General features: G+C 50.9%; 8 protein-coding genes. 5 read left to right on the top strand and 3 right to left on the bottom strand.

Annotated features, from left to right (window positions below):
• Positions 1 to 160: 160 nt before the first annotated feature.
• Positions 161 to 2,656, bottom strand: coding sequence for a glycoside hydrolase family 31 protein (locus BUB16_RS15675; protein ID WP_084088347.1), 2,496 nt, complete (start codon positions 2,654 to 2,656; stop codon positions 161 to 163).
• A 91-nt stretch (positions 2,657 to 2,747) separates the two neighbouring features.
• Positions 2,748 to 4,307, bottom strand: coding sequence for a glycerol-3-phosphate dehydrogenase/oxidase (locus BUB16_RS15670; RefSeq protein WP_073066782.1), 1,560 nt, complete (start codon positions 4,305 to 4,307; stop codon positions 2,748 to 2,750).
• A gap of 307 nt (positions 4,308 to 4,614) precedes the next feature.
• On the opposite strand from BUB16_RS15670, the gene BUB16_RS15665 reads away from it, so the two are divergent.
• Together BUB16_RS15665 and BUB16_RS15660 are read left to right on the top strand one after the other, a co-directional pair.
• Entirely contained in the window at positions 4,615 to 5,418 is an 804-nt protein-coding gene (locus BUB16_RS15665) for a DUF1206 domain-containing protein (RefSeq protein ID WP_073066635.1), read from the top strand.
• A 207-nt stretch (positions 5,419 to 5,625) separates the two neighbouring features.
• Positions 5,626 to 6,372, top strand: a complete 747-nt coding sequence (locus tag BUB16_RS15660; RefSeq protein WP_244545718.1) for a septal ring lytic transglycosylase RlpA family protein — start codon at positions 5,626 to 5,628, stop codon at positions 6,370 to 6,372.
• Positions 6,373 to 6,529: 157 nt separating this feature from the next.
• Here the strand turns inward: BUB16_RS15660 and fsa are convergent, their stop codons facing one another.
• Complete coding sequence (gene fsa / locus BUB16_RS15655; protein WP_073066630.1) at positions 6,530 to 7,198, bottom strand: fructose-6-phosphate aldolase; 669 nt, start codon at positions 7,196 to 7,198, stop codon at positions 6,530 to 6,532.
• A gap of 593 nt (positions 7,199 to 7,791) precedes the next feature.
• Here fsa and BUB16_RS15650 point away from each other — a divergent pair.
• The 3 genes from BUB16_RS15650 to BUB16_RS15635 are packed head-to-tail and all read left to right on the top strand — an operon-like array spanning position 7,792 to position 15,394.
• The gene (locus BUB16_RS15650; RefSeq protein ID WP_073066627.1) at positions 7,792 to 9,012 is read left to right on the top strand and encodes an efflux RND transporter periplasmic adaptor subunit; all 1,221 of its coding nucleotides are present in this window, start codon (positions 7,792 to 7,794) and stop codon (positions 9,010 to 9,012) included.
• A 23-nt stretch (positions 9,013 to 9,035) separates the two neighbouring features.
• Entirely contained in the window at positions 9,036 to 12,329 is a 3,294-nt protein-coding gene (locus BUB16_RS21965; protein WP_244545717.1) for an efflux RND transporter permease subunit, read from the top strand.
• On the top strand, positions 12,326 to 15,394 hold the full coding sequence (locus BUB16_RS15635; protein ID WP_073066624.1) for an efflux RND transporter permease subunit: 3,069 nt from the start codon (positions 12,326 to 12,328) through the stop codon (positions 15,392 to 15,394). Before BUB16_RS21965 ends, BUB16_RS15635 begins: the two co-directional genes overlap by 4 nt.
• Positions 15,395 to 15,472: the final 78 nt, after the last annotated feature.

Below are 15,472 nucleotides of genomic sequence, written 5' to 3'. Positions count from 1 at the left end.
TAGTTACCGGCTATTGGTTACGGGCAGGTTACGTATTTCTAAATTTTGTGCCAAAAAACTAATCTTGAAATTATGTGTACTTGACACTCGCAGGGAACGGGGTCCCGAAGGATGCCGTTATTTGGGACTTCGTGCCAGGAAACTGCTTCAAAATTTACACTTACCGCAGTATCGCCAGCTGCTCAAAGTCAGGGGACACCTCGAGCGTATAGGTCCCCCCTGATGCTTCGGGCAGCGGTTTTTCCTCCCCATCCAGCTGGACAGCCGAAGGGGTAAACGGTAATCCGATAATATTAATCCTGGTATGGAGGTAAGAGGGACGGTAAGCGCCCTCCCGTTCTGCTGTAATCGTCATCTTTTCATCATCGGATTTCATCGTAAATGTGGTAAGCCGGTACTTGCCGTCCCGGTACTCATGGCCCTCCCCGGCATCTTCATAGAGCTGACTGGCAGCCTGTGACTCGCTGTAATAAGCATTCAGCTCCAGCCATTCCGGTTCCCGTTCCCCGGTATACTGCATCACCTCACGCAGCGGCAAAACAGTCCCTCCTTTTACAAAGAAGGGCACCTCTTCCAGAGGCGCCGGGATCGTATGTTTCCGGGTTCCCTCATAGCTCCGGTTCGTGCGGAAATCGTACCAGCGGCCTTCGGGGAAATAGGTTTCAACCTCGGTCTTACCCTTGTCAAGGACGGGTGCAACCAGGATGTGATCTCCAAATAAGAATTCATCGTTCTCTGTAAGGGCCTCCTCATCCCTCTGGTCGAAATAGCCGAGGGGACGCAGGATGGGTGTATACTCCCGTATATATTTGTAGAATGCCGTGTAAAGATAATGGAGCAATCGATACCGCAACTCGATAATGGAACGGTTAATGGCGGTATATTTATCCCCGAAAATCCAGGGTTCCTGGTCGGTATCGACCTGGGCTTTTCGGAGCTCCACTTCCTCTTTTTTAACGGCGGCGGCCCCATCCACATTGTATCCCATGGTATGATTTCGGAAAAGCGGATGAAAAATGGCCAGCTGCAGCCAGCGGGTGAAGAGCTCCGGGCTGGGCTTGTCGACGAATCCCCCCACATCCGATCCCACAAACGAGTATCCCGAAATGCTGAGCCGCAGCGACTGTTCATTGGCCAGCCTCAAGTGATCCCAGCTGGCAATATTGTCGCCGGTCCACAGCGCGGCATAACGTTGTCCCCCCGCAAAATTAGCCCGGGTAAGCAGAAAAGGGCGTTTATCGGGATTGTGCTTCTTCATTCCATCCAGCGAGGCCCGGGCCATCTGCATGCCATAGATGTTGTGGGCCTTTTTATGGCTGCAGGGATGTCCGTCGAAATGATGACGGATGTCGTTGGGAAAGGTTTTGGACTCGACTTCAAAGACCGCCGGTTCGTTCATATCGTTCCAGATACCGCTGATGTTCTTCTCGGCCATCAGATCCTCGTAGAGGCTCCCCCACCAATCGCGTACTTCAGGATGGGTAAAGTCGGGGAATGTACACTGGGAGGGCCAAACCGGAGCTATGACAATCTCTCCGTCGGGACGCGTACAAAAGTAGTTGTTCTCCAGTCCCTGCTGATATACAAAATAGTCCTCGTCCACCTTTACGCCGGGATTGATCATCACGATGGTTTCAAAGCCCTGCTCACTCAGATCGCTGATCATCGTCCCGGGATCGGGAAAAAGCTCCGCATCCCAGGTAAACGTCCGGTAATTATCCATATAGTCGATATCCAGATAGATCGCATCGCAGGGAATCCGCTTATCGCGAAAGGTTTCAGCCAGTTCCCGGACCCGCGACTCGGGGTAATAGCTCCACCGGCACTGGTGGTATCCCAGCGCCCACAGCGGCGGCATCTCCGGCGTGCCGGTAAGGCGGGTGTAGCGCTCCGTGACATCGGTAAGACCCGGCCCGTTGATAAAGTAGTAATTCATCACCCCGCCCTCCGAAGAGAAGCTGCTTATGTTGTTTTCCTTACGGTCGAAGCTGAAGCGGGTACGGTAGGTATTATCAAAGAAAATGCCGTAAGCGCGCCCGTTATGCAGAGCCGCGTAAAAGGGGACACTGCGATATAACGGGTCTTCGCCCCTTTCATAGGCATAGGCGTCGGTATTCCAATTCTCAAAAGCACGTCCCCGTAAATTCTGTTCGTAGGCCTTGTCGCCCAGCCCGTAAAAACGATCCCCGACCGGGGCCTGTTTGGTCACTTTTATCTCGGAAATACCTTTCATCAGGCTTTCGCGCCGGTAGAACCCATGCTGGTCCTCACAGAGCATGTTTCCATCAGAATCAAAAAAGTGAACCAGCAGGTTCTTTTTCGTTACAATACCATTCACCCGGGGGGTAGAAAACTGGAAATAGCCTTCGTCCTCTTCAAACTGCAGGTCAACATCCTCTGGCTCAAAACCGGGATTAATGGCATAGGAAAAATCAGACCGCACATCGCCCACCAGAAAATAGGTGAGTTGTATGATATCCGGGGTTTGTACCCGGATCTGCAGCTCGACATTGTTTTCGGTCCTGAAAATAAGTTGTTGATCCCCGCGCTCATGACTAACGACTCTCCCCGGCCGGTGACGGCTGATTATATCAGGTTTCCGGTCGCTGGTCTCATCAATGGCATTGTTTTCTTCCTGTGGCTCTGTTCCTGGCATGCAAATTTGATCTGTATTTTTTTATGACAACAGAAAATATAAAATAACAGTCATAATACAACGCTTTCTTCCTTTTTTTGTCATTTATTCCTTAACCTAAAAAATACCCGTTGGCCAATTCGGTATAGGCTTTTACCTGCTGCTCAATCCACCGTTGATCCCGCTCCAGCTCGTCGGCCATCAGCCGGGCCACCGGCTCGGCAATCTCTATGCTGGCCCGGGCATCCAGCAGCAGTGACCGGGTACGGCGCGCAAGTACATCCTCAACCGTGCGTGCCATTTCACTGCGGACGGCCCAAATGACCTCCGCCGCTGTATAGGGCAGATGGGGATGGAGTTTCGGGTTGCCGTCCGGATGCCCCGAAGCGATTTTTTTAAGGGCCAGGGCATCGGAGCCATACCCCTCAAAGGGGTCGGCGGCCTCCGTATTTTTAAGCCATCCGTGCAGGCGCAGGTTTTCGGTCACAGACTCCCGTTCATCCAGTCCCGCTACCACCGCCGCTTCGTCAATCGTATCCTCGGCCATCTTGCGATAGGTTGTCCATTTTCCCCCGGCAATGGTTACCAGCCCCGACGGATCAATAAGCAGGGTATGATCGCGGGAAATGGAGGCAGTATCATCGTTTCCCCCGCGCGCCACCAGAGGACGAATGCCGGCAAAAACACTGAGTACATCATCGGGTTCGGGATCCTTTGTCAGATAACGCGCCGCGTGGGTCAGCAGAAAATCGATTTCCTCCTGCCGGGCGCGCGGTTCGAGGCTGGGTTCATCAATGGGCGTATCGGTTGTACCTACAATGATTCGGTTATGCCACGGCACCGCGAACAGTACCCGCCCGTCATCCGTTTTGGGTACCATAATCGCACTTTCACCCGGCTGGAACGAACCGTCAAGCACGATATGCACGCCCTGGCTGGGCCGAATGATCCCCGGGGCATCGGGATTATCCATCTGCCGGATAGTATCCGTAAAAGCCCCGGTCGCGTTTATAACCGCACGGGCCTGCAGCTCAAAACGATGCGTTCCCTCACGGTCTTCCACCTTCACGCCTGAAACCAGCTTGTTCGCCTTGAGCAGGCCGGTCACTTCCATATAATTAACACCGATGCCTCCCTCATCAAATAACGTCTGCAGCAGGTTGACAGCCAGGCGGGAATCGTCAAACTGGGCATCATGGTAGATAATGCCCCCATCGAGGTCGTCGGGCTCAAGGGTCGGTATATGCTCCAGCGTTTCCTCTTTGGACAAATGCTCGGAAGGTCCCAATCCCAAATCTCCGGCCAGCTTGTCATAAATCTTGAGTCCTATGCCGTAAAACGGGCCTTCCCACCAGTCGTAATTGGGAACAATAAAAGATTGATTCTTAACCAGGTGCGGGGCGTTTCGGCGAAGCAGTCCCCGCTCGCGTAGTGCTTCGAGCACAAGCGACACATTCCCCTGCCGCAGGTAGCGCACGCCTCCATGGACCAGCTTGGTGCTTCGGCTGGAGGTCCCTTTTGCAAAATCGTGCTGCTCCAGTAAAAGCGTACGATAACCGCGCGATGCCGCCTCCACAGCCGTACCAAGACCGGTAGCCCCGCCGCCTATAATAATGAAATCCCATATTTGGGGATCATCGGTCAATTCAGTGACAATGTCATCTCTTTTCATCTTCATGAGAAAAAACCTTATTATTAGATTGTTACTTTCCACTGCGGCTGAGGGAAGCGACCCTATACTAACAGTTGCCTATATATTTATAAGCAATTAAAGATTTACCTTTCACAAAATCTAATGAAAAGTAATTGCTTTCCTTACAGATTTAAATTTTTGGCAAACCCTTCTAATACTCCACCCTCACAAACCAGAGACGCGAAGGCGTACCGGCATAACCCTTCTGGTGGCATATCACTATTTCGCATATTAACTTTAGATAAAACTTTTTAAACGCTGCCTACTCCTTCTATCCTCTATCCGAATGGTCAGGAATAAACAAACTGTTATAAAAATCATTGCACGGATTGGTTTTCTTGCAAAGGGTCTGGTCTATTTTATGGTTGGCTTGCTGGCCCTGCAAGCCTCCATTGGGATGGGAGGCAAAACCGCAGGTACAAAACAAGCTCTCCAGGAATTTATTTATCAGCCCTTTGGATCTATCTTATTAATAGGATGTACTGTGGGACTGTTTGCCCATGCAATTTGGAAAATTGTGCAATCACTCCTCGACCCCGAGGACCGGGCCGAAACCAAGGAAGTCATTTTTATCAGAATTGCAGACTTCTTTACCGGCGGTCTCTACCTTTCATTTTCATATGCCGCATGGCAAATTTTTCAAGGTCTCAACACCCGAAGCAGCAGTCAAAGTACCGAAGTATGGGTCGGACAAATATTGGAACTTCCTTACGGAAAATGGCTGGTAATGTTCTGTGCTATACTCATATCGATTACCGGGCTCTACCAGTTTTATTCGGCATATGTTTCCAATTTTGACTATAGCTTTGATACCCGGCACATGAGTCAAAAGAAACAGGTAACCCTTCGGAAATTAGGTCAGATTGGTATTTCCGCCTGGGGCATAGTCTACTGCATGACAGCTATACTTTTTTACCAGGCAGCCCTGACTTATAATCCAGAAGAAGCCGGAGGACTTGATGAGGCACTCAACGCCCTGCGTTCGCAACCCTTCGGAGCATGGATTTTAGGAATTACTGCGGCAGGTCTGCTTATTTATGGGATATATCTTCTTATCTTATCCTATTATCATAAAATTTACGGGTATTAAATTTTGGAGACGATATTTATCTTTGTAAAGCCTTTGAAAAACAAGGAATTTTATTCAAGGTCAGGGCCTCAGGGAGGTTGGAATCGCAGCATATACTCCATATGTGAGCATTTCAACCGATCGATAACGCCGAGATTGGCCAAAAGAACGGTTTTGCAAAGGCTTCTTTGTATATATATTGTTTAACATTGCAAAGCGATGGATTTTATGCTCGATGTAAAATATATTGGCCAAAAATTTTCAGGTTACTCCTTGCAAAGAGTGGCTCAAAAACTTTCTTATTTATTTATCATTCTTGCCGCATCAATGGTTATAAGTTCGTGCGGCACCCTATCGCGTACCAAGGATACAGAACCTGAGAAAACACCGGAGATCGATTTTCCGGATGCGGGAATTCCGGGAAAAAAAATAGAGGAAGGTATGGCCAGCTGGTATGGTCCCAAATTCCAAGGGAGGCTAACGGCTAACGGGGAACAATATGATATGGATCAGCTTACCGCCGCCCATCGCACCCTCCCCTTTAACAGCATTGTACGGGTTCAGAACCTGGCCAACGGAGAGTCCGTTATGGTACGCATCAATGACCGAGGGCCGTTTGCAAAAAACAGGATTATTGACTTGTCGAGGAAGGCGGCCCGCCAGATCGGGATGATTGGACCCGGCACCGCCAAAGTGGCGTTGATACTGATGAACGGCAGCCTTGAACATTCCTCTGTGGCGGACCTTAAAACACCCACCTATACCGTACAGTTGGGGTCTTTCCGTGATGAATCCAAAGCTTTTGAACTTTCCAGAAAGATTCGCGGTTCTCGCGTTAAAGCGATCAACCATTCCAAAGATACCGTTCATCGCGTTTATTACGGTACTTTTATCGAAAAAGCCAAAGCTCGCCAAAAAAAGCAGGAGCTGAGGGAGCGGGGCTTTAACGGCTATGTAAAACAGATCCAGAACTGATTAAAGATGCCCTGGGACTGTCTGACCGTATATCCGCAGCGGGGGGTTATCTGCGGACACACTCTTGCCCGGAGCGCACCAAAACTAATAGTATTTTTCTATAAATCCATGAATGTTTCAATGGCGCCCAAATTAAACAGCGCGCTGGCCTATACCATTACTCAGCGGGCGTTTTCAATTCCTTCTGGAGCTTGTTCCAGTCAGCCAGAAAGCGCTCAAGGCCACTGTCCGTCAGCGGATGATGAAGCAGCTGGTCAATGACGCTCAGTGGCATCGTAGCAACATCCGCTCCCAGGCGCGCCGCCTCCAACACGTGCATCGGGTGACGAATACTGGCAGCCAGGATTTCGGTTTCGAATCCATAGTTGTCGTAGATAGTGACCACATCTTCAATGAGCTGCATGCCGTTATCGGAAATATCATCCAGACGGCCGATAAAGGGAGAAATATAGCTTGCTCCCGCCTTGGCAGCCAGCAACGCCTGGGTTGCGGAAAAGCAGAGAGTACAGTTGGTGCGGATCCCTTCATCAGAGAGGCTGCGAATGGCCTTAATCCCTTCTTTAATCAAGGGAACTTTTACCACCACATTATCAGCAATCTGAGCCAGGTGACGCGCTTCAGCCATGATGTCATCATACTCCGTAGAAACCACTTCGGCCGAAACGTCGCCTTCAATCATGTTGCAAATCTTGGCAATATGTCCCTCGAAATCGGCCACTCCGATCTTGGCGCATAAGCTGGGATTCGTAGTTACTCCATCCAGTACTCCCAGATCGTGGGCTTCCTGTATTTCATCAAGGTCAGCGGTGTCAATAAAAAATTTCATAATTCCCTTTAAGCTATAGTTGGCTGTTTCTGTTTATCAGAGGGCTTTGCAAAACTGTTCTTTTGTTCAATCTCAGCATGTTCGCGAATTCAAAATATTCACCTATGCCTTTATATTCCGCGCTTTCAGACTCGCTCTGGCTTTGATTCTGATCTGAACTCCTGGTTTTCAAAGCCCTTTGTTTGTTAAAATATAAAAAAAGTTTCTCTTTCTTAAGAGGTTTGGCAATTATTATCGTGGGCCCATTTACAATTGTCCTTCCACTCGCCTTTCAGTGTTCTCAGGAGCTGAAAGCATTGTTCTGGTAACGACATTGTGAGGAACCGCGGCGTAGTTATACAAGCACAGACAGGGTACGCTACCGGGTCAGTTGACCGCATAACAATTTATCCGGAGACCGTTAGCCCATATCCAGCCGTACGCCGAGATTACTGCATTGAATCCAGTCGGTCCCCAGTTTTCACTACGAAGGATGTTAAAAAAGTTAAAAAATGGCCTCCCCCCCCTTTTCAGCGATTTCCCTGTGTATCATTTGCCAATTGTTTTCGTAAGCCCACTGTTGCAAACTCTGATAGCTCTAAAATTATATTCACGTGAAAAAAACATACCATTATTCTTTTTTTATAGCGCTCGTTACGCTTCAGTCATGCGGTGGAACTTCGGAAAACCCCGGCGCTCCTTTCAACAACCCGGGCCAGCAGCGGGCTACCAGCGTTGAAACTATTATCGCTTCATCCCAGTCGATTTCAGAGCAGATCAAATCATTTGGAAATATCCGGGCCCAGGAAATTGTGGATGTGACGCCTCAGGTATCCAACCGGATCACAGAAATTCATGCCGAACTCGGTGATACGGTGCAACAGGGTGAGGTATTAGCCGAAATTTATGCCGTCCCTTTCCGGGATAGCTTTCAGCAGGCAAAATCTCAGCTGGAACAGAGCCGGTCCTCGTACATCAGAGACAGCCTCCAGTTCTACCGGCAGCAGAAACTATACGAGAAAGATCTTATCAGCTCTTCGGAATTTGATAACGCACGGGCCACTTTCCAAAGCAGCAAGGCCCAACTGGAGGCTTCACGGGCCAGCCTGACCCAAAGCCGCGAGGATTTAAATAACACCAACATCACTTCACCGGTGTACGGGGTGGTTTTAAACAGAAATATTTCGGAGGGTGATCTGGCCACTACCGGACAGACGGCATATGAAGTTGCCAACCTTGTAGGTTACCAGGCACGTGTTTTTCTTCCGATGGAGGAATGGCGTAAAGTTAAAATCGGTCAGCCGGTGGATTTTCGCGTCTCAAACCAGCCGCAAGTCAGCGGCAGGGGACGCGTAACACAAATCAGTCCCCGTCTGGATCCTTCCACGGGGCTGGGAGAAGTCGTCATCAGCCTTACCGACCGGGGACCTTCGATCTTTCAGGGCGTGCTCGTTGAATCGATCATTAATATAGAAACCCGGGATAATGCCGTAGTGATTCCTCGCTCAGCGCTGGTCGAGAAGGTCCAAACCCTTATCGAACCCGAATCAAATACCATCCAGCTGGAACGTAGTTATTCTGCCTTTGTCGTTCAGGACGACTCGCTCGCCCTCCGGCGGGAACTCACCCTGGGCATCGAACAGGGCAACCAAATTGAAATTCTGGAGGGCGTACAGGCCGGCGAAGAGGTCATTATTACCGGACAAAATAATCTCGATGACAGTACGAAAGTGCGGGTTGCGGGACAACAGGAATTTGAGGAATCTCCGCAGACGCCTATTGAACAGGCAGAACAGGACGGTGACGCACCATCAGCCGACCGCTCTACCCCGTAATACAGATCAGATATTCCTAATTTATGAAAATTTTAGCACGAAAAGCGGTTGAGCGACCGGTTACTTTCTTCATGACAAGCCTCATCGTCATTGGATTCGGCCTTTTTGGTCTGTCTAATTTGAGGCTTGACCTCTACCCGGATGTCTCCTTCCCCACAATTACGGTCTATACCACCTACGAGGGGGTGGCTCCGGAGGACATGGAAACGCTTATCACCCGCCCCATTGAAGAAGCCGTAGGCAGTATCAGCGGCGTGCGCCGGGTGCGCTCCATCTCAAACCAGGGGGCCTCGGTTGTAAAATTGAATTTCAACTGGGGCACGGACCTCTATATCGCCGAGTCGGATGTCCGCAAGGAGCTCGATTTCGTACGGCGCACGATTCCCGACGACGCCGAACAGCCGATCGTCTTTTCGTATGATCCCAACCAGGAACCGGTTATTGTCCTTACCCTCACCTCCAATACCCGGAGTTCGCGTGAACTGCGCACCATTGCCAAACAGGATCTCGAACAACAGCTGGAGCGCATACCCGGCGTGGCTTCGGCCGAAACGTCCGGTGGGTACGAACGCCAGATCAATATCGACATCAGCAATGAACAGATGCGAAGTTATAACCTGAGCATCGCTACTATCGGTGACAAGCTGCAACAGGAGAACATCCAGGTACCGGCGGGCGAACTGATAGAGGGACGAACGATCTATTCGCTGCGAACGATGGGCGAATTTGAAAACGTAGATCAAATTCGTAATACCATCATCGCGGTCCGCGACGGCGAGCCCCTGCAGCTTAAAGATGTAGCCACCGTAGAAGACGGTATTGCCCAGCCGATTGGCAATGTTCATATTGAAGGTCACGATGGGGTCATACTTAACATATACCGCCAAAGTGATGCCAATGTAGTTACGACGGCAAACGCAGTAGAAAACAGCCTCGATCAGCTGCAGGATATCCTACCCGGTGATATTGAAATAGATATTCTGACCAACCGGGCGGAATTTATCGAAATGTCCATCGATAACCTGTTGTGGACCGGACTGCAGGCCGTCATATTAGTAGTGCTCATTCTGCTGGCCTTTCTGCGAAGCGGACGATCGGCTCTTATCATCGCCATCTCTATCCCGGTTTCGATCATCGCTACGTTCAGCGTAATGGATTGGGCGGAATTAAGTCTAAACATTATCTCTCTTTCCGGACTTACCCTGGCCGTGGGAATGGTTGTGGACGACGCCGTTGTAGTGTTGGAAAATATTTTCCGGTTTAAGGAAGAGGGACAAGACCGGGATAACGCTTCCATTTTGGGAGCTCAGGAAGTAGCCGTCCCCGTAGTAATCTCTACGCTTACTACGCTGGTGGTATTTATCCCGATTTTATTTGTGCCGGGCATAGCTGGTTTCCTCTTTCGCGATCTGGCGCTTACGCTCTCTTTCGCGCTTTCAATCTCTTCCCTGGTGGCCCTCACGCTTATCCCCTTGATGAGTTCCCAGCTACTGACTCCCGGAACGGAAGAAAATAAAGATAACGGTAACACAGAAGATTCCTATCTCAGGCAACTGCTGGACTGGAGCCGCGGGACGGTCTACAAGCGGATCCTGGCCGCGCCCCTGCTTCTGTTGGGAGCTCTCATCTACCCGCTCATCCGGCTGTTCAACTACCTGGCCGGCACCATCGTCACTTTTTTCAGCAGCCGGGTAGGTCCCCCTGTCAGTCGATTCCTCGACCGGCTGGAACATTCGTATAAACATCGGCTTTCGACTTTGCTGGACCGGAGCGGCAGCGTCGTCATTGCGGCCGTCATCCTGTTTCTCGTTACGTTGCCCGTGTTCAACTTTCTTGGGGGAGAGTTTTTTCCCAATGTAGATGACAACTCGTTCATCCTGGATGTCCGGCGCGAACCGGGAGTCAGCCTGTTGGAGCTGGAGCGCTCGATTTCACGGGTTGAACAGATCATCCGCAATGATGTGCCCGAAGCCCGGCTGGTCGTATCCGATTTCGGTGACAAAGAAGGAATTGAGGGGGCAGAAAACCCGGGAGGATACCAGGGCACAGTCCGGGTGGAGCTGGTTCCGCAGGGCGAGCGCCGCCGGTCGGAAAGTGAAATTCTTGCGCCCCTTCTCGATCAACTGGAGCAGGTAGCCGGTACGGAAATTAAAGAAGTACAGCAAGATCCCCTGAGTCCTGAAGGAGAAAACGGCCTTATCGTCCAGATCTACGGGTATGAAATACAGCAAAAGCAAGAACTGGCAGACGCGGTCAAACAGAGGCTGCGGGAGATTAAGGATATTGTAAATGTCTTTAGTACGGCCGACCAGGGACGACCCGAACTGCGTGTGGTCATGGACCGGGAACGCATCTCACGGATCGGTATGACGACATCGCAGGTAGCCACGGCCCTTAGCAATGCCGTTAAAGGGGACCTCGCGACCACCTATGTTGACAAGGGCATAGAATTTGAAGTGCTGGTCCAGCTGCATCAGCGTGATAAAGCGGCCACCGAAGATCTCCGTAACCTGCAGGTGGAAACCCCTGACGGCAACTGGACTCCCCTGTCAAACCTGGCCCGTATCGAGCGCTATAACGGTCCCACCAACATCCTGCGAATCAACCAGGAACGGGTCACCGAAGTCACCGCCGACCTGTCTAATATCGACCTCAAGGAAGCCGCGGACCATACCCGGCAGCAGCTCGATCAGATGAGCTGGCCGGAAGGCTATCGTTACGAGATTGCCGGCTCCGCCGAAGACCAGCAAGCTTCTTTCAACTATCTGCTGATCGCCTTTGTCATTGCGGGTATTCTCACCTACATGGTGATGGCGTCCCAGTTTGAGAGCCTGGTGGAGCCGTTTATTATTATTCTTACCATTCCGTTGGCGCTGACCGGCGTGCTGCTCATGCTCTGGGTCACCGGTACCTCGGTCAGTGTTACTTCGATGGTGGGACTCATTTTGTTATCGGGTATTGTCGTCAACAACGGTATTGTCATGATTGATTATATTAAAATTCTGCAGGCACGGAAGGTGGAACGCAGTGAAGCGATTATCGAAGGCGCCGGACGCCGGCTCCGTCCCATTTTGATGACGGCCGTTACGACCATCCTGTCGATGGTCCCGCTGGCTCTTGAGCTGGGCTCCGGATCTGAGACCTGGAGTCCCATGGCCCGAACTGTTATAGGGGGACTCACAATGTCGACGCTCCTGATGCTTTTTGTGGTGCCCTGCCTGTACAAGCTGATTAACACGATGGTTGAACATCTCGGTTTCGATTCGGTGCATAAGGAGGACCCGATCAGCAACTTCAATGTCAATAAAATGCTATGAAGAAATTTACCGTAGCAGGAGGTATTTTAAAGCGGCCCATTACCGTGATTATGGTTACGCTGGTCGTCATCGGCTTCGGTATGTTTTCTCTGTCGAACCTTAAAGTTACGCTCTATCCCTCCTTCAACATACCGATCCTCGCTGTTTCCACCGGCTATAGCAACGTAGCGCCCGGGGACATGCAACAACTGGTTGTAGAGCCCATCGAAGGAGCGATCTCATCGATCGAAGGCATCGAAACGCTGGAATCCAATATAAGCAAAGGGAGTGCTTTCATCATCCTCCGGCTGAAAAACGGGATCAATATTCGTAATACGGAACTGAAAGTGCGTGAAGAGATTTCTCGCATCCGCAATGAACTCCCCCGGGAGGCCGCCGACCCGGTCATTTTCCAGTTCGACCCGGAAAACTTTCCCATCATGCGGCTCAGCCTGGAAGCTGACAACAGGGGACTGGATGAGCTGCGACGGCTGGGAGTCGAGTTTATTGAACCCCGCATAGAACGACTGCAGGGAGTGGCCTCGGCAGATACGCGCGGGGGACTTGAGCGCAAGGTATTTGTCAATGTGGCGCCCATGTCACTGGCACAGCACCGGCTGATCCCCTCAGACATCGAAGCCGCCCTGCGGTCAAACAATCTGCAGGTGCCCGTCGGAGATATCAGAACCGGCCAGAACAGCTATAGCGTCCGCGCTCAATCAATGTATTCGGGCGTAGAGGAGATTAGGCAAACGATTATAAAAGTCACGGACGAAGGTATTCCCATCCGCATAAAAGATGTGGCAACGGTAGAAGACAGCTTTGCCGAAGTAACCACGCTTGTTGAAATCAACGGCAAAAACAGCGTATCGGTTGAGGTCCAAAAAAAATCGGACGCCAATACGCTGGACGTCGTTAACGCCGTCAAGGATCGGCTATCCGCTATCAACGCGAACCTGCCACCGGGGGTTAGCCTGCAGATACTTACCGATGACGGGGAAAATATCGAAAATTCGATCTCGAATCTGACCCAGTCGGCTCTTGCGGCCCTGGTGGTCGTTATTATCATTCTGCTGATCTTTATGGGCGGCTGGCGGATCGCCCTGGTGGTCGCGGCTACGATCCCCGTCTCCGTAACCGCCAGCTTTGCGGCGATGCATGCTGCGGGACTGACGCTCAATATCCTGACAATTACGGCCCTGGCCCTGGCCATCGGCCTTCTGGTTGACAACGCCATTGTGGTCTCGGAAAGCATTGCGCGCAAACTCGAAGAGAACATCGACAACATGCAGGCCGCTCTCGAAGGAACCAATGAAGTGGTCGGTGCGCTCCTCGGAGCAACGCTCACCACACTGGGTGTTTTCGTACCTATTATCGGTCTTTCAGGTATGCAGGCGCAATTTTTTTCAGAATTTGCCCTTACCATCAGTATCTCTATTGCCATCTCTTTCCTCTCCTCCATCATCCTGGTGCCGGTACTTTCTCTGCTTTTTTTGGATAGTACACATTTTCAAAAAACAAGCGGTGCAACCGACAGCCTAAAGAAACTTGAACAGTGGTATGCCGACTCCCTGCGGTGGGTCATGTTTCGAAAGTGGATGGTCCTTCTCTTTGTCGGGATGATTCTGGGGGGCTCCTACCTGCTGTACAACAGCCTGCAGTTTGAATTTTTACCACAATCGGATACCGGAAGCGTATCCATCAGTGTAGATCTTCCTTCCGGCACCAAGCTGGTCCGGACCGCCCGGGTGTTGCGTGATTTCAGCAACCAGGTCCGGGAGAAAGAAGAGGTGGAGTCCGTCGTCACTCAAATTGGTCAGCGCGGATTCAGGACCCAAACCAATACCGGGCAGATTACCGTAACCCTGGTGGACGCAGAAGAGCGCGAGGTAAGTACCAACCGATTTTCAGTCGGACTTCGCCAGCAGCTTGAGGCCCCCGGGGTGGACGTCACTATTCGGGGCGCCGGGGGAGGCTTCGGCGGTTTTGGCAGCGGTATTGACCTCAGTCTCGTTGGTCCCGAAATAGAAGTGCTGCAAGCGATTTCCGATAAAATCGAGAGGGTGGTACTGGCCGATTCCAATGTCATTTCCGTTGATAACGGTCGCACCGATCCCACGCCCGAGTTACACTTTTATGTGGACCGGCAGCGTATCAGCCGGATGGGGCGTTCCCTGGACGAAGTAGCAAATTCGCTCAAAACCCAGGTCCAGGGCACGCGCGTGGGATACCTCCGGCAGCAGGGACGTGAAGTGCCTATTGAAGTGCGCGCCTCAAAATCTACGTTGACCAATCGGGAACAGCTTTTCGACCTCGAACTGGTACAGGCCGACAGTCAGCGTATTCCGGCAGCGGCACTGGGACGGTTCGAAAGCGTGGAGGGAGTCGATCAAATTTCGCGCAGAGACCGGCAGACCATCCTGGATGTAAATATCCAGGTGGCGGGCAATCCTAATGAGTTCCGGGAAAAACTTACGAATATCATACGGGAGGAAGTCGTGTTGCCCGAGGGATATCGATATGAATTTACGGGCTCTACACAGGATGCGGATGAAGGAACCAATGAATTTATTTGGTCACTGCTGTTTGCCGTTTTATTGACCTATATGATTATGGCATCGCTATTTGAAAATTTCCGGGATCCTTTTGTCATATGGTTCAGTATTCCTCTGGCCTTTTTCGGGGCTCTTCTCGGACTATGGCTCCTGGACACCTCTCTGAGTGCCACCGCTTTTATCGGCATGTTTATGCTGGTCGGTATCATCGTAAATAACGGCATTGTGCTCGTCGATTACATCCATCTTTATACGGAATACCACGAGCAGGCGGACTCCCTGTTCAACAATGCCATTGAAGCCTGCAAACGAAGACTTCGCCCTATCCTGCTGACAGCACTCACGACCATCTGCTCGATGATTCCACTTTCGATAGGTATTGGCGCAGGATCTGAAATGTGGGCGCCTCTCGCGCGGGCAGTTATAGGGGGACTCTTTTTCGGGTCTATTCTTACGCTGTATGTGGTCCCCGTATTTATCATGGGAATAAACAAAAAACGCCGGGACGCTATCAAAAGTCATATGAAATAATCGGGCTAAGACGTTTTTAAATAAGTTCAGTAAATTGCATATTACAGTACAAGGACAAACGTTACTAAAGTGACATAT

Origin of the sequence: Fodinibius roseus, from assembly GCF_900129315.1 — a bacterium.
GTDB classification, from domain to species: Bacteria; Bacteroidota; Rhodothermia; order Balneolales; family Balneolaceae; genus Fodinibius; species Fodinibius roseus.
Note: the sequence above shows the minus strand (reverse complement) of the source record. Positions and strands in the feature narration are given on the sequence as shown.